Source organism: Hymenobacter swuensis DY53 (assembly GCF_000576555.1).
Classification (GTDB): Bacteria; Bacteroidota; Bacteroidia; order Cytophagales; family Hymenobacteraceae; genus Hymenobacter; species Hymenobacter swuensis.
In genome coordinates, this window is sequence record NZ_CP007145.1 from 4887820 (window position 1) to 4904241 (window position 16422).

Sequence of the window (16422 nt, forward strand, 5' to 3'; positions counted from 1 at the left end):
TCAGCCCTCCAATATACGCCAAAACGGGCTTACCGCCGCGTTTGTACCGGCCGGCTGCAGCCCGGTCCGGTAAGTACCAGCCGTTCCTCGCTCAACTCAAACCCGAACGCTCCCGTCATCGACAACACCTGCACCACTTCACGCAGGCTCTGGTTCTGGAAGCGGCCCGTAAGACGACACTTTCCCATCTGCTCGTTGGCCAACTGCACCGGCAGGTTATACTGCCGCGTCAGGGTGCGGGCCACTTCATCCAGCGGCGTTTCCTGAAATACAAGCTTGCCCTGGTTCCAGGCAGTGTAGTCACGACTGTCGACTACTTCCCGGTGCATGGATGTTGTTGGTTTGGCATACACCCCCAACTGGTTGGCCGTTACATATAACGTATCGGAAGCCTCGGGCGTGTCGGCTGGGCGGATAAATGCTACTTTGCCCTCCACCACGGCCGTCTGTACCGTTGATTCTTCGGGGTAGGCTTTCACGTTGAAAGCCGTGCCCAGCACCCGCACCTGTTCCTGTTCTATGTGCAGTACGAAAGGCTGCCTCAGGTTTGAGCTTACCTCGAAGTACGCTTCCCCCTGCAAATACACGTGGCGCTCACCGGTGCTGAATTTTTTCGGAAACCATAGGCGGCTCTCGGCATTCAACCACACCACTGTACCGTCGGCCAGCAGCACCTTGGCCGTAGCGCCGCGGGGCGTTGATTGTTCCTCGTACGCGAAAGGAACGCCAGCAGGAGTAGTCAGGCGGTGGTACAGGCCGTAGCTCAGCGTGCTGGCGGCCAGCACTGTGCCCACGGCCGCGGCCACACGGCTGCGCCACCAAGGAACAGCTTGGGTAGGTTGCAGCCGAATAATAGAAGCTTCCGGCGCGGCTGGCAGTAGTTCCGAGCCCGTGTCGGGCAGTTGGTTGAGCAGGTTCTGAAGGGCGGTGGCGGTGTCAGATGGCGTAATCCGAGTGGGAACAGGTGCCTGCCAGTAGTGCCGGGTGGCCTCGTAGATGGCCCGCTCGTCGGCACTTGCCTGAGCCAGCCACGCGGTCAGGATTTCCTGTTCGGAGCCCGTCAGTTCACCGGCCAGCTCCTTCCCGATAAGTTCATGTATGACTGATAGCTCCATTATCAAATAAGCCCGAATAACTGCTCTATACTATACAGACATCGAAACCCACCGCATCCCCTAAACTGGTAGCTGAAAACTAGACTACTTCTACCGAAAGAGGCCGGCCCGAAGCAGGAAACCAAGCCAGCTTAGTTCTGCCGCGACACGGAACACGTGCATGAGGGCGCCGGATAAACGGACGGCAGCTCCTTGTTCCTGTGTCGCGACGAGTATAACTGCCCCCATCATTTTTGGTTGCCGCTACCCGCTCGCTACCGACAGCAACAGCGGCAGCCACAGCCCCGCAATGCGTAGCGTACGGCCCGGTCGCGACTGGTCAGCCAAGTGCTGGCGCAGCGCCACGCTGATCTTCTTTATGGCGATACCCATCTGTACATCCACCGTTTTGGGGGCCAGTCCCATGATATCGGCTACTTCCTTGTACTTAAGGCCATCTTCGCGCACCAGCCGAAAAATCGCCTGGCACTGGGGCGGCAACGAGTTTACGGCCCGCGTAATATCGGCCTGTAGCTCTTGGGTCAGCAGAGTCCGCTCCGGCGTCATGATGTCTACCGGGTGTTCGGTAATGACATCATCGAGTGCCAGGGTGGGCTGGTTCTCCACCCGGAGTCGATAGTTAAGGGCCTGGTTTTTTACCGCTACGTAGAGGTAGCTGGTAATGCTCTGAATGGCTGGCAACGTTTCCCGTTTGTTCCAAAGCTTCAAAAAGACATCCGATACCACTTCCTCGGCCAGCTCCCGGGCTTTCACATACTGCAGGGCAAACGTGACCAAAGGGGCATGATAGCGCGTGAAGAATAGCCCGAATGCCTGTCGGTCATCGGCCGTAGCCATGCGCTGTAGCAGGTTTTCGGTAGAGGGGGTGGTGGTTTCCATCAGATACCCAAAGGTATAGCTCCAACGCAGGGAAATCAAGCGGCGGCGTAGCCACCACCGCCAACAGCCGCGCTCCGAACGCCCAATAGCAGTAGGTAACTGCACGGCTCGTTCAGGCGCGGCTGCGGCCCGGCCGACACAATAAACTGGAAGAGAAAGGGCGGAATGGTAAGCCGGCTTGGCAGTAGGGAAGAGACTCTCGGCTAGTGTATCACCAGCCTCCTGCCTTCTTCCAGACACCGTTTCGCCGCCGTTCTCCTAAAAATGCCAGCGCACGAAAGCCTCAATTCCCTCGTACTCGGGTAAGCCGAGCTGGTCGTAGAGGCGGGCAGTGGTGCGGTTGCGTTCCTCGGCCCGCTGCCAGAACTCGCGCTGGTCGGCCCCGGGGAATAGCGGCCGATCCTTCTGGCTCTGGTGCTTGAAGATGGCCCGGCGCTTGCGCGTGAGTTCCTGGGGCGAGAGGGGCACGGCCATCTCAATCTGGTCTACGTCCCATTCCTGCCATGCCCCCCGATACAGCCACACCCGGCACTCAGCCAGCCACGAGGCATTGGCCGCTTGCAGCCGGCGCATCGCCTCAAAAATAGCTGCCAGACATACCCGATGCGTTCCGTGCGGGTCCGATAGGTCGCCGGCGGCGTACACCTGCTGGGGGCGAATCTGGTCGAGCAGGTCCATCGTAAGGCGGATATCTTGCTCGCCAATCGGCTTTTTGCGTACCCGGCCGGTTTCGTAGAAGGGTAAATCCTGGAAATGAATGTTGGCGTCGGGAATACCCGCGTAGCGGCAGGCACTCTTGGCCTCGCCACGCCGGATCAGGCCCTTAATCTGCTGCACTTCCTCCGAGTCAACCTGACCTGGGAGTTTGTTCTGCAGGAAATCGGCTACGCGGTGGTACAGGGTTTCGGCGGGCTGCTCATCCAGCCGGAACATCTCATCGTACTCGGCCACAAACTCGGCAAACCGGATGGCTTCATCATCAAACACGGCAATGTTGCCCGACGTCTGATACGCAACGTGCACATCGTGCCCCTGATCTACCAGCCGTAGCAGCGTGCCGCCCATCGAAATAACGTCGTCATCGGGGTGGGGTGAGAAGATGAGCACCCGTTTAGGGAAGGGCGCGGCTCGCTCCGGCCGGTCGGTATCATCGGCGTTGGGCTTGCCACCCGGCCAGCCCGTAATGGTGCGCTGCAACTGCCGAAACACCCGGATGTTGATGTTATATGCCAGCCCTGACTGCGCCAGCAGTTCCGAAAGACCGTTTTCGTTGTAATCTTCGTCGGTAAGTTTGAGAATGGGCTTTTGCAAGGTGCGGGCCAGCCACGTCACGGCCTTGCGCACGGTGGGCGCATGCTGCCAGTTAAGAGTCCGTCCCACCAGCCAGGGCGTTTTCACCCGGGTCAGCTCGGCGCCGGCCGCTTCATCCAGTACCACGCGCACATTAGGATGCTGCTGCAGGTACGTGGCCGGCACTGAGTCAGTAGGCTCGCCCTCCACCATGCGCTTCACCACCGCGGCCTTACCCTCGCCCCAGGCCAGCAGCACAATCTCCCGGGCCTCCAGGATAGTGCCTACGCCCATGGTAATAGCGCGGCGCGGTACGTTTTCCTCTCCGTAAAAATCGGAAGCGGCATCTGTGCGGGTGATGTGGTCGAGGGTGATGAGGCGGGTCCGGGAGGCCGCGCCGGAACCGGGCTCATTAAAGCCAATGTGCCCGGTCCGCCCAACGCCCAGCACCTGCAAATCAATCCCTCCGGCTTCTCGGATCTGCTCCTCATAATGGCGGCAGAACTCGGCCACCTGCTCTTGCGGCAGCGTGCCGTCCGGAATGTGTACGTTCTCGGGCCGGATATCAATGCAGTCAAACAGATATTCGTGCATAAAGCGCACGTAACTCTGTAAAGAATCCGGTGCCATCGGGTAATATTCGTCGAGGTTGAATGTCACGACGTTCTGAAAGCTGAGCCCTTCTGCCTGGTGCAGGCGCACCAGTTCTTCATACAAGCGGGTAGGAGTTGAGCCCGTGGCCAGGCCCAGTACGCAGGTGCGCCCCTCGGCGGCGCGTTGCCGGATCAGGTCGGCAAGTTGCCGGGCCACCGCCACGGAAGCCAGCTCGGAATCGGGGTAGATGGTGGTGGACAGGCGTTCAGCACGGAGTTCGGTGGCAGTCTGCATACGGGAGGTAGTTGGTGGGTCGGTACAGCACGTAAGGTCCGGGAAGTACATAGTTCGCCACGACAAACTCCAGTTTCTGCGCAAATTCTTTTCCACTACCGGCATATACTGGCCGGCTAAGCCGGCTGGTATATGCCCGAAAGCGCATGTCACAAATGAGCGGTAGTGTGCCTTTGCACAGCCGGCTTCTGCGGGCAATTTGCATAACCGGCTGCGTATTGCCGGGGCCGCCTCCACTCTTACCACTGTACTGCTATGACGACTATTGACCCCAAAGATGTTGCGCTGCGCGAACTGGGCTTCGTCCGGATTTCGCTTTATCGAGGCTGGGACTATCCGCTGGGCAACAATGAAGCATCTTTTATTCCGGCTACCGACATCCGGTATCTGCACCACACGGTGGCCGTTGATGGCACGCGGCTGTATGCCTATTCCTGGATTAGTGAGCCGGGCTTCCTGCTGACCACCGAGCGCCACATTTCGGCGCTTGAGCACATGGTAGCAGAGTTAGAAACCGACAACATTCCGTTGCTGAAGCAGCAAGTAGAGAAATTCTTCTTACGCCACGGTGGCATGGGTCCCCAGATTTCTACCGCCGTACATCGCCCTTTGCCACAGCTTTCCTAGTCACCGTATAGGTAGCAGTAAAACAAAAAAGGCCTTCCGTGCGATACGAAAGGCCTTTTTGTGGTAATGATTGGAATCGAACCAACGACACCAGCATTTTCAGTGCTGTGCTCTACCAACTGAGCTACATTACCAGCTCTCGGTTCCCCGAGTGCGTTACCGCCGTTGGGGAGCACAAAAGTAGTAAAGGTTTTGCAACCTGCAAGAACTGACCGGATTTTTTTTGCCGGAAGAAACATACCAGCTGAAAAGCTGTAATTTGTTATGCATACCGAGTATATTTCGGGCTAAACCCCAAACCTACCCAAATTCCCGTGCACTTCTCCATTCAAAACATCCTCTTCCTGCTGGTGGCGGTAGCGGGCTTCGGCCTGTTTGCCTGGCAAGCGCGGAAGATCCGGGCCAATATCCTCGTCGGGCGCGACCGGGACATGAGCGGCCACGTCAATGAGCGCCTCTGGAAGACGCTGCTGGTGGCCTTCGGGCAGCAGAAGATGTTCAAGCGCCTCACGCCGGCCTTTTTGCACCTGATTGTATACGTCGGCTTCATCGTCATCAACATCGAAGTCATTGAAATCATGGTGGACGGCCTATTCGGTACCCACCGGTTTCTGCAGTTCCTAGGCCCGCTGTACTCGGCCCTGACGGGCACCAACGAGGTGCTGGGCGCGCTGGTGGTGCTGGCCGTGGTGGTGTTCTGGTGGCGCCGCAACGTAGGCGTAGTACGCCGTTTCACCGGCCCCGAGCTACGGGCCTGGCCCAAACTCGACGCCAACGTGATTCTCTACGTGGAGGTGGTACTGATGGTGGCCCTGTTCACGATGAACGCCGCCGACCTGAAGTTGCATCAGCTGGAAGGCAAGGACCTGCCCGGCGCGTTTCCGGTCAGCAGCCTGCTGACGGGCCTGTTCCCCGATAACCTCACGGCCCTGGCCGTGCTGGAGCGTGTGGGCTGGTGGGCGCACATTGTAGGCATTCTGCTGTTCCTGAACTACTTGCCTAGCAGTAAGCACTTCCACATCATCATGGCCTTCCCGAACGTGTTCTACTCCCGGCTGGTGCCGCAGGGGCAGTTCTCGAACGTGGAAAGCATCACCCACGAGGTGAAAGCCATGATGGACCCCAGCTACCAGGTGCCCGCCCCGGCCACCAATCCCGATGGCTCGGCTGCCGCGCCCACGCCCTTCGGCGCTAAAGACGTGGACGACCTGGCCTGGACCAACCTGCTCAGTGCCTACTCCTGCACCGAGTGCGGCCGCTGCACCTCGGTGTGCCCGGCCAACCTCACCGGTAAGCTCCTCTCGCCCCGCAAAATCATCATGGATACCCGGGATAGGGTGGAGGAGAAGTACAACTCACCCCTGATTTTCCACCCCAGCCTGTACGGCCCGGAGGCCAAGCACAACCCCCAGGAGCAGCTCGACAAGGAAAACCACACCCTGCTGCGCGGCTACGTAACGCCCGAGGAGTTGTGGGCCTGCACCACCTGCAACGCCTGCGTGGAAGCCTGCCCGGTGAACATCAACCCGCTGGAAAGCATCGTGGAAATGCGCCGCTTCCTGGTGCTGGAAGAGTCGGCCGCGCCTAACTCCCTGAACGTGATGTTCAGCAACATCGAAAACAACGGCGCGCCGTGGGCCTTCTCGCCCTCCGACCGGTTCAACTGGGCCGACGACCTGTTCGTGGCGGAGAAGTAGCGAGTATTGGGTAGTGAGTATTGAGTAATTAGACACTCGTGTGCCGCTCTCTCTGCCTCACCCAACTTATTGCTGCTTCTTTTTTCCCTTGTCTCAATACTCAATACCGACTACTCACTACTATAATGGCTGAACAAACTGCCAAACGTCCCGTATCTGTTCCGCTGATGGCCGACCTGGCCGCCCGGGGCGAGTCGCCGGAAATCCTGTTCTGGGTGGGCTGCGCCGGCGCCTTCGACGACCGGTACAAGCGTGTAACCCGCGCCTTCGTTCGCATTCTGGAGCACGTAGGCGTGAGCTACGCCGTGCTGGGCATGGAGGAATCCTGCACCGGCGACCCGGCCAAGCGCGCCGGCAACGAATTCCTGTTTCAGATGCAGGCCATGACCAACATTGCCACCCTCAACGGCTATGGCATCAAGAAGGTGGTCACGGCCTGCCCACACTGCTTCAACACCATCAAAAACGAGTATCCCGCGCTGGGCGGCGAGTTTGAGGTGATTCATCACAGCACCTTTCTGCAGCAACTCATCAACGAGGGCAAGGTGACGGCCAAGGGCGGCGAGTCGTTCAAGGGCCGACGCATCACCTTCCACGACTCCTGCTACCTAGGCCGCGCCAACAACATCTACGAAGCGCCTCGCGAGGTGCTGGAAGTGCTCGACGCCGACCTGCTGGAGATGAAGCGCTGCAAAACCAACGGCCTCTGCTGCGGGGCCGGTGGTGCCCAGATGTGGAAAGAGCCCGAGCCCGGCAAAAAGGACGTGAACATTGAGCGGACTGAAGAAGCCTTGGCTACCTTGGATGGCGACGCCGATGTGCTGCTGAACCTGCAGGGCGTGGAAAGCACCGCGCCGGTGTTGCCCGCCGGCTCCAACCGCGGCGGCAGCGTAATTGCCGTGGCCTGCCCCTTCTGCATGACTATGATGGCCGACGGCGTAAAGAACAAGGAGCGCGAACAGGACGTGCAGGTGTTCGACTTGGCCGAACTGATTGCCTCCGCCGAAGGCCTCAACGCTTAGCAAGTACTTAGTTGGTAGTGTCTAGTGCTTAGCTTATTCGGCTTTTGAATAGAGAAACAGCCTAAGCACTAATTACAGCCCCGCACCGGAACTTCCGGGCGGGGCTGTTTCTTTGTAACAGAGAGGCAGGCTGGCTGACAACACGGGTTGTACCTTGCCGTTGTAATTGGCAGCCGCGCCTCGCTGCCCCAAGCTTCTGCTTATGTACGTGCCCTTCGATCAGCTTCCCGCTTCCGCCCGCATCTGGATTTACCAGGCCAACCGGCCGTTTACCGCCGCCGAGCTGGAAAACCTGCAACCGGCCCTACGCCGCTTCGTCGACGAGTGGACCAGCCACGGCCGCACCCTGGCGGCTTCTGTGGCCGTACTGCATCAGCAGTTTCTGGTAGTAGGATTGGATGAAGCCGTAGCTGACGCCAGCGGCTGCTCCATCGATGCCTCCGTGCGCTTTGTGCAAAGCATCGAGCAGCAGCAGCAGGTACAGTTGCTGGAAAAGTCGAAGCTGGCCTTCCTGCTGGACGGGAACGTAATGCTCCTCGACCGCACGGCGCTCAAAGAAGCTGTGGCCGCTGGTGCCTTGCAGACCGATACGCCCTATTTTGATGCTACCCGTACCACAGTAGGCCAGCTCCAAGCCGGGTGGCCTGCTCCGGCGGGTACTACTTGGCTGGCCCGATATTTTCAGTCCGTTGCCTAAGCCTTCTAGGCAACGGAAAATTCACGGAATCATTAGTATTATTAACACCGGGTTCCGCCCTGCTACCCTAGGGCCGGCACCTATCCTTCAGCTTCCTGCTCCCATGAAACACTATCTTCTTCCGTGCGCTATCCTAAGTTCTGCTGCAGTCCTTACCAGCTGTGCTACCTCGGGCAGCCTGAGCAAGGCCGACAAGCGGTTTGCCCGTGGTGAGTATGAAGCTGCTATTGCCTTATATAAGGCTGATGTAGCAAAGGGCCGCAACGTGGCCCAGGCCAATTACCGTTTGGCCGAGTCGTATCGGCTTTCTAACCGCGCCGAACTGGCCGAGGAATACTACAAGGCGGCTATGGCCGGTGGGGTTAAGAACTCGGAAGCCGGTTACCATTACGCGCAGGCATTGCGGGCCAGTGGGAAATTCGAGGAAGCTGCGGCTCAGTTTGAAAGCTACGCTCAGAATGGCAGCAACCGCACGCTGGCTGGCTTGGCTGAAACCGAAGCCAAAAACGCCCGTGCCGCTACCAGCATTGTGGCCATGCGCACCAACAACGAGGTGCTGCCACTCGATCAGATCAACACGCCCGCCGCTGAGTTCAGCACCACCCGTATACCAGATACCAAGGAGTTGGTCTTTGCCTCCGGGCGGGAAGGCAAGGTATATGTCGGCAACGGAGAAGGTTACAACGACCTATACGCTGTCAAATTCGACGATGACCAGAAGCTGACCGGCGGCACCGTCCGCAAACTCGACCCAATCATTAATTCCGCCGATAAGCACGAAGCCAGTGCCACCTATTCGCCCGATGGCAAGATGATGGTATTCGCCCGTTCCAACAACGGCTCCAAAAAGGGCTACCTGAGCGTTGATTTGTGGGTTTCCTACTTCCGGGGCGGCGCTTGGACGGAGCCGGAAATTTTGCGCGGCGTAAACAGCAGTACCGCCGATGAGTTCTCGCCGGTTTTCTCACCCGATGGTCAGACATTGTATTTTGCCTCCACCCGTAAAGGCGGCCTTGGCGGCAACGACCTGTACAAGTCCACGATGGAAAGCCCTGGTCGCTTCTCCACCCCCGAAAACCTCGGCGACCAGATCAACACGCCCGGCAACGAAAACTACCCGGCCGTTTCCCCTGATGGAACTCTGTATTTTTCCTCCGATGGGCAGCCCGGCCTAGGAAAGCTTGACATCTTTAAGGTCGAGAAAGGCAAAGTGGTAAACCTCGGTGCTCCTATTAATAGTAACGGCGACGATTTCGCCCCCTTCTTTACAGATAAGAAGATGGGTGTATTCTCTTCCAACCGGTCCGGCGGCAAAGGCTCCGACGACCTGTATCTGTTCCGTGAGAAACCCATCAAGCTCGTCACCTTCTATGCTGATGGTACGCTGGTAGAACGTAACGACAAAACCGGCCAGACCGCTCCCGTCCCGAATGAGGCTGTAGGTCTCTATAATAATAAGGGACAGAAGCTTCAGGAAGCCACTACTGGCCCCGATGGTAAATTCAGTATGAAGCTCGATACGGCTGCCGCTAGCTACTCCCTCGTTGCTGACCGTCCGGGGTACTTTACCGCCCGCAATTCGCTTAGCACCATTGGCCGCAAGCCCGCCCAGGATGCGCTGCCCGATCCGATGAATGATGTGAAAGTGCCCGTCACTCTCACTCTCACCAAAATTGTTAAAAACAAAGCCATTGTAGTCGATAACATCTTCTACGATTACGATAAGGCCGATATCCGCCCCGATGCGGCGCTGGAACTAGATAAACTCGTAGAAACCCTCAACGACAACCCCAAAATCACCATCGAACTCAGTTCTCACACCGACTCTCGGGGTAAAGACGCCTACAACATGGCCCTATCACAGCGCCGCGCCGAGTCGGCTGTAGCCTACATTGTTTCCAAAGGCGTTGATAAAGCCCGTATTACGGCCAAAGGATACGGGGAAAGCCGCCCCGTGCTAAAAGCCGCTAAGACGGAAGAAGAATACCAGCGCAACCGCCGCACGGAATTCAAAGTGACGAAAATTGCCGAATAGGCTTTCCAAGCAGTCAAAAGGCCCGATTTGCACTAGCAAGTCGGGCCTTTTCTGCGTCTTGTTCAGCCACGCACGGTACTCTTATATATATAGTGTCGCCAAACAGCCCTCTTTCGGGTAGTAGTCGGCCAGCAACTCATTTCGTTTTCAATAGAAGAATAGTCGTTGGCACGCGTGGGCAACGTTCTTGGTTAGGGGTAAAGTCATCCTATCGTGAGTGGCGTAAGTGTACTATCAGTTTCTTCCTGGGGTATTCTGCACATAACCGCACGTCTATATGTTGCCAACTACTAATCGGCACGAGCATTGGTGAGTGGAACTGCAACACAAGGGTAAAAAAGAATGGGACTGATACTGTGGGAGAAAGGGGATTTCAGCGGGTCTTGAACGGGTTTTTTCAGTGGTAGGTTAGGAAGTAGCGGTAAAAGCCCGCACTTTTGCACTCCCAATCCGAAACGCGGAAGGGGCCGCTGCCAATCTTCGGGCCACCAGCGCGCAAGTTCTTCTTTGCCTCCCGGCTTCTTTCTACAGCTCGCAGCTTTCCTTCGAAAAAGCGAGTTGAAAAAAGTTCGCCTGCGGGATTGCAAATGGCAGCGAGAAAGTGCTATCTTTGCACCCCGCTTCAGAAGGAGGCGCTTTCCACGAGCTAGCAGCGAAAAACTTTTTTCGGTTGCACTCTTGGAAAAAGGCAGAAAAGCTTGTTACCTTTGCAGCCCGGTTTCGACTGAGAAAATGGGCACTGGGAATCGGAAACGAAGAAAAGGCTAAAAACTTTTTTTCGTTCGGGTTCTTGGAAAAAGCAAAAAGCTGCTTACCTTTGCACTCCGCTTCAACCGGAAGCTGGCTTACTGAAAAACGAATCGCTTTCGAAATTTACTTCGGAAAATTTTTTTTCAGAAAAGGCTTGCAGGATGAAAAAAGCTGCTTACCTTTGCAACCCGCTTCGATCGGAAGGGGCTTACAACACGCAGACTACGCCGCTTTCGAGCGGCACACGGTAGGGCCCAACGGGGCGCTGCATACGTTCTTTGAATGACTGGAAAAGACAAAAACGGTAAGCAACTTCGCTTCTGAGCAATCAGGGAAGAAGTTGAGATTACAGGTTTTCAAGCGAATCATGGGATGAGCCCACAAACAGCTCGTCAAATATACCGGGTCGGATCAGCACTTGACATCAGTCAGCTTTCGAGCTGGTGAAGAAATTTCTTACAATGGAGAGTTTGATCCTGGCTCAGGATGAACGCTAGCGGCAGGCCTAATACATGCAAGTCGAACGGGTGTAGCAATACACTAGTGGCGCACGGGTGCGTAACGCGTAACCAACCTGCCCTTGACTGGGGGATAGCCCGCCGAAAGGCGGATTAATACCGCATAAACCAACAGTGTGGCATCACACAATTGGTAAAGATTTATTGGTCAAGGATGGGGTTGCGTGACATTAGCTAGTTGGCGGGGTAACGGCCCACCAAGGCGACGATGTCTAGGGGACCTGAGAGGGTGATCCCCCACACTGGCACTGAGATACGGGCCAGACTCCTACGGGAGGCAGCAGTAGGGAATATTGGGCAATGGGCGAGAGCCTGACCCAGCCATGCCGCGTGCCGGATGAAGGCCTTCTGGGTTGTAAACGGCTTTTCTCAGGGAAGAAAAAGAGGATGCGTCCTAAACTGACGGTACCTGAGGAATAAGCACCGGCTAACTCCGTGCCAGCAGCCGCGGTAATACGGAGGGTGCAAGCGTTGTCCGGATTTATTGGGTTTAAAGGGTGCGTAGGCGGCCCGTTAAGTCCGGGGTGAAAGCCCACAGCTCAACTGTGGAACTGCCCTGGATACTGGCGGGCTTGAGTCCAGACGAGGTTGGCGGAATGGAAGGTGTAGCGGTGAAATGCATAGATACCTTCCAGAACCCCGATTGCGTAGGCAGCTGACTAGGCTGGTACTGACGCTGAGGCACGAAAGCGTGGGGAGCGAACAGGATTAGATACCCTGGTAGTCCACGCCGTAAACGATGGATACTCGCTGGTGGCGATAGACAGTCACTGGCTTAGCGAAAGCGGTAAGTATCCCACCTGGGGAGTACGCTCGCAAGAGTGAAACTCAAAGGAATTGACGGGGGCCCGCACAAGTGGTGGAGCATGTGGTTTAATTCGATGATACGCGAGGAACCTTACCTAGGCTAGAATGCGCGTGACCGGTTCAGAGATGAACTTTTCCTTCGGGACACAAAGCAAGGTGCTGCATGGCCGTCGTCAGCTCGTGCCGTGAGGTGTTGGGTTAAGTCCCGCAACGAGCGCAACCCCTACATTTAGTTGCCATCAGGTTAAGCTGGGGACTCTAGATGGACTGCCTGCGCAAGCAGTGAGGAAGGCGGGGACGACGTCAGGTCATCATGGCCCTTACGCCTAGGGCTACACACGTGCTACAATGGACGGTACAGAGGGTCGCTACACAGTGATGTGATGCCAATCTCACAAAGCCGTTCTCAGTTCGGATCGAAGTCTGCAACTCGACTTCGTGAAGCTGGAATCACTAGTAATCGCGTATCAGCAATGACGCGGTGAATACGTTCCCGGGCCTTGTACACACCGCCCGTCAAGCCATGGAAGTCTGGTAGACCTGAAGCTGGTGCTCCGCAACGAAGCCAGTTAGGGTAGAACAGGTAACTGGGGCTAAGTCGTAACAAGGTAGCCGTACCGGAAGGTGCGGCTGGATCACCTCCTTTCTGGAGCTTGTTCGACTCGGTTGACAAGTTGGGGCTCTCCTCCCACGATTTCGTTAAAATCTGTATTCCTTACCGAATACGTCTTTTCCATCATTCTCACTGTAGCCCAATTGGGGTTGCATACGTTCTTTGACATAGAGGAAAACAGAGTTTAAGAAAAAGAAGAGAACAAACGCGTGATTAACCTATGGTTGGTCACCCGAGCCGGTGTAGTCTACGGACTGCACCTCTACGAGAAGTAGACAAGGGCACACGGGGGATGCCTAGGCTCTCAGAGGCGATGAAGGACGTGATAAGCTGCGAAAAGCTACGGGGATGGGCACATACCAGGTGATCCGTAGATATCCGAATGGGGCAACCCCCTTGGTTGAAGACCAAGGATCTGTGCTCTTTTAGAGGACAGAGGCAAACCCGGGGAACTGAAACATCTAAGTACCCGGAGGAAAAGAAAATAACATATGATTCCCCCAGTAGTGGCGAGCGAACGGGGAGGAGCCCAAACCGGGTTGGTTACGGCCAGTCCGGGGTTGTAGGACCTCAACATCTGATTATTTAATCTTAGCCGAACGACGTGGGAAAGTCGATCAGAGAGGGTGAGAATCCCGTAGGCGAACTGATTAAGTACGGTAGAGGATTCCTGAGTAGGGCGGGGCCGGAGAAACCCCGTCTGAATCCAGCGGCACCATCCGCTAAGGCTACATACTCCTGAGAGACCGATAGTGAACTAGTACCGTGAGGGAAAGGTGAAAAGAACCGGGAATACCGGAGTGAAAAGAACCTGAAACCGTGTGCTTACAAGCAGTTAGAGCCTTTTAGTGGGGTGATAGCGTGCCTTTTGCATAATGAGCCTACGAGTTACTCCTCTCTGGCAAGGTTAAGTGCTTGAAAGCACGGAGCCGCAGCGAAAGCGAGTCTGAATAGGGCGCAGAGTCAGAGGGGGTAGACGCGAAACTTTGTGATCTACCCTTGGGCAGGTTGAAGGTTGGGTAACACCAACTGGAGGACCGAACCAGTTTCCGTTGAAAAGGATTTGGATGACCTGAGGGTAGGGGTGAAAGGCCAATCAAACTGAGAAATAGCTCGTACTCCCCGAAATGTATTTAGGTACAGCGTCGGCGTTGAGTTACTGGGAGGTAGAGCTACCAATAGGACTAGGGGGTGTCATAGCCTACCGAATCCTGATGAACTCCGAATGCCCAGTAATATAGCCGGCAGTGAGGCGTGGGGTGCTAAGGTCCCATGCCGAGAGGGAAAGAACCCAGACCATCCGCTAAGGTCCCTAAATTCGGACTAAGTTGAACAAAGGAGGTCCACTTGCTTTGACAGCCAGGAGGTTGGCTTGGAAGCAGCCATTCCTTTAAAGAGTGCGTAACAGCTCACTGGTCGAGCGAGAGGGCATCGATAATACACGGGCATCAAGTCCGGTACCGAAGCGATGGATTTACGCTATGCGTAAGTGGTAGGGGAGCATTCTAGTCAGCGGTGAAGGTGCGTCGTCAGGCGAGCTGGAGCGGCTAGAAAAGCAAATGTAGGCATGAGTAACGATAAAGGGGGTGAGAAACCCCCTCCCCGATAGACTAAGGTTTCCTGCTCAACGCTAATCGGAGCAGGGTTAGTCGGGACCTAAGGCTACGCCGAGAGGCTACGTCGATGGACAGCTGGTTGATATTCCAGCACTTATTCTTTGGAGTGATGCAGTGACGCAGAAGTGAAAGTACCGCGAGCGGACGGAAGTGCTCGTTAAAGGGTGTAGGTATAGAGTTGGTAGTCAAGTACGCCGATTTTGCTGAAACCTGATAGTACCTAGCGGCCTCGGCCAATGGGATAGTGTACCTAATCAGACTGCCAAGAAAACCTGCTAAGCGTTTACTGAAGAATAACCCGTACCGCAAACCGACACAGGTAGTCAAGGAGAGTATCCTGAGGGGCTCGAGTGAATCACGGCCAAGGAACTCGGCAAAATGGTCCTGTAACTTCGGGAGAAGGGACGCTTCCTCGTAGCAATATGAGAAGCCGCAGTGAAAAGGCCCAGGCGACTGTTTAACAAAAACACATGGCTTTGCGAACGCGTAAGCGGAAGTATAAGGCCTGACACCTGCCCGGTGCCGGAAGGTTAAGAGGGGAACTTAGCGCAAGCGAAGGTTTGAATCGAAGCCCCGGTAAACGGCGGCCGTAACTATAACGGTCCTAAGGTAGCGAAATTCCTTGTCGGGTAAGTTCCGACCTGCACGAATGGTGTAACGATCTGGGCGCTGTCTCAGCCGTGAGCTCGGTGAAATTGTAGTCTCGGTGAAGATGCCGAGTACCCGCCACGGGACGGAAAGACCCCGTGCACCTTTACTATAGGTTGACATTGCTGCTGGACAACACATGTGTAGGATAGGTGGGAGACTATGAGCCAGGGCCGCCAGGTCTTGGGGAGTCAACGTTGAAATACCACCCTTGTGTTGTTTGGCACCTAATCTGGAAAACGGAGACAGTGTCTGCTGGGTAGTTTGACTGGGGTGGTCGCCTCCAAAAAAGTATCGGAGGCTTTCAAAGGTCTGCTCAATCCGCTTGGTAACCGGATGTAGAGCGCAATAGCAGAAGCAGGCTTGACTGTGAGGCCTACAAGCCGAGCAGGGTCGAAAGACGGATATAGTGATCCGGTGGTTCCGCATGGAAGGGCCATCGCTCAAAGGATAAAAGGTACGCCGGGGATAACAGGCTGATCTCCCCCAAGAGCTCATATCGACGGGGAGGTTTGGCACCTCGATGTCGGCTCGTCACGTCCTGGGGCTGGAGAAGGTCCCAAGGGTTCGGCTGTTCGCCGATTAAAGTGGCACGCGAGCTGGGTTCAGAACGTCGTGAGACAGTTCGGTCCCTATCTGTGGTGGGCGTAGGATATTTGACAGGACCTGACTTTAGTACGAGAGGACCGAGTTGGACCAGCCGCTCGTGTACCGGTTGTGACGCCAGTTGCAGTGCCGGGTAGCGACGCTGGGATGAGATAAGCGCTGAAAGCATCTAAGTGCGAAACTCACCTGAAGATGAGATATCCGATAATAAGAGCCGTCAGAGACGATGACGTTGATAGGCCCTAGGTGTACAGTCAGAAATGGCATAGCCGAGGGGTACTAAGTGCTCGAACACTTCTGTAGCCAGCAGCTACCTCCTTTCTTTTTCTTAGACTCTGCCTCTATGTCGAATACGACAGCCGCCGGGTGTGCGAACACGCACCCGGGCCGGGCTGACTTGATAATGGTGGCTTTAGCCCGGGTGTTCCCCTTTTTCCATTTCGAACAGAGTCGTTAAACCCCGGAGCGCCTATGGTTCTGCCTTCCCCGGCGGGAGAGTCGGTTGCCCCCAACCTTATCATTCAAACTGCCTTGCAGCGTTTCCTCCCCGGAATGCGCGAGGCAGTTTGCGTTTATAGCCCCCCCCCCCCCCAGCCCGCGCGTGACCACTGCGC

Annotated in this window: 9 protein-coding genes, 1 tRNA gene and 3 rRNA genes; 9 read left to right on the top strand and 4 right to left on the bottom strand. The window is 56.1% G+C overall.

The genetic code is table 11. The features are described 5' to 3' along the window. Window positions 1–29: 29 nt before the first annotated feature. The 3 genes from HSW_RS22170 to nagB form a co-directional block, all read right to left on the bottom strand. Window positions 30–1115: a FecR family protein gene (locus tag HSW_RS22170; protein ID WP_044003946.1), complete on the bottom strand. Its 1086-nt coding sequence runs from the start codon at window positions 1113–1115 to the stop codon at window positions 30–32. A gap of 243 nt (window positions 1116–1358) precedes the next feature. Next, complete coding sequence (locus HSW_RS22175; protein WP_052346755.1) at window positions 1359–1994, bottom strand: RNA polymerase sigma-70 factor; 636 nt, start codon at window positions 1992–1994, stop codon at window positions 1359–1361. Between the two features lie 258 nt (window positions 1995–2252). Continuing rightward, complete coding sequence (gene nagB / locus HSW_RS22180) at window positions 2253–4172, bottom strand: glucosamine-6-phosphate deaminase (RefSeq protein WP_044003948.1); 1920 nt, start codon at window positions 4170–4172, stop codon at window positions 2253–2255. A gap of 255 nt (window positions 4173–4427) precedes the next feature. Between nagB and HSW_RS22185 the strand changes: the two genes are divergently transcribed. Continuing rightward, window positions 4428–4799 carry a hypothetical protein gene (locus tag HSW_RS22185; RefSeq protein WP_044003950.1) on the top strand — a complete coding sequence of 124 codons (372 nt, stop codon included), beginning with the start codon at window positions 4428–4430 and terminating at the stop codon, window positions 4797–4799. A gap of 61 nt (window positions 4800–4860) precedes the next feature. Here HSW_RS22185 and HSW_RS22190 read toward each other — a convergent pair. Beyond that, a tRNA-Phe gene (locus tag HSW_RS22190) sits at window positions 4861–4933 on the bottom strand. Window positions 4934–5113: 180 nt separating this feature from the next. Here HSW_RS22190 and HSW_RS22195 point away from each other — a divergent pair. From HSW_RS22195 to rrf, 8 genes are all read left to right on the top strand, one after another. Continuing rightward, window positions 5114–6496 (top strand): 4Fe-4S dicluster domain-containing protein, encoded by a 1383-nt coding sequence (locus HSW_RS22195; RefSeq protein ID WP_044003952.1) that lies wholly within the window; start codon window positions 5114–5116, stop codon window positions 6494–6496. Window positions 6497–6621: 125 nt separating this feature from the next. Beyond that, window positions 6622–7518, top strand: coding sequence for a (Fe-S)-binding protein (locus tag HSW_RS22200; protein ID WP_231501341.1), 897 nt, complete (start codon window positions 6622–6624; stop codon window positions 7516–7518). Between the two features lie 202 nt (window positions 7519–7720). Further along, window positions 7721–8215: a hypothetical protein gene (locus HSW_RS22205; protein WP_044003957.1), complete on the top strand. Its 495-nt coding sequence runs from the start codon at window positions 7721–7723 to the stop codon at window positions 8213–8215. A gap of 103 nt (window positions 8216–8318) precedes the next feature. Next, complete coding sequence (locus tag HSW_RS22210; protein WP_044003959.1) at window positions 8319–10250, top strand: OmpA family protein; 1932 nt, start codon at window positions 8319–8321, stop codon at window positions 10248–10250. Window positions 10251–10860: 610 nt separating this feature from the next. Next, on the top strand, window positions 10861–11286 hold the full coding sequence (locus tag HSW_RS22215) for a hypothetical protein (RefSeq protein ID WP_155833106.1): 426 nt from the start codon (window positions 10861–10863) through the stop codon (window positions 11284–11286). A gap of 172 nt (window positions 11287–11458) precedes the next feature. Next, window positions 11459–12971, top strand: a 16S ribosomal RNA gene (locus tag HSW_RS22220). A 232-nt stretch (window positions 12972–13203) separates the two neighbouring features. Next, a 23S ribosomal RNA gene (locus HSW_RS22225) occupies window positions 13204–16110 on the top strand. Window positions 16111–16210: 100 nt separating this feature from the next. Continuing rightward, window positions 16211–16322: ribosomal RNA gene (gene rrf, locus HSW_RS25245) — 5S ribosomal RNA — on the top strand. Together the 16S, 23S and 5S rRNA genes form the textbook arrangement of a ribosomal RNA operon. Window positions 16323–16422 lie beyond the last annotated feature (100 nt).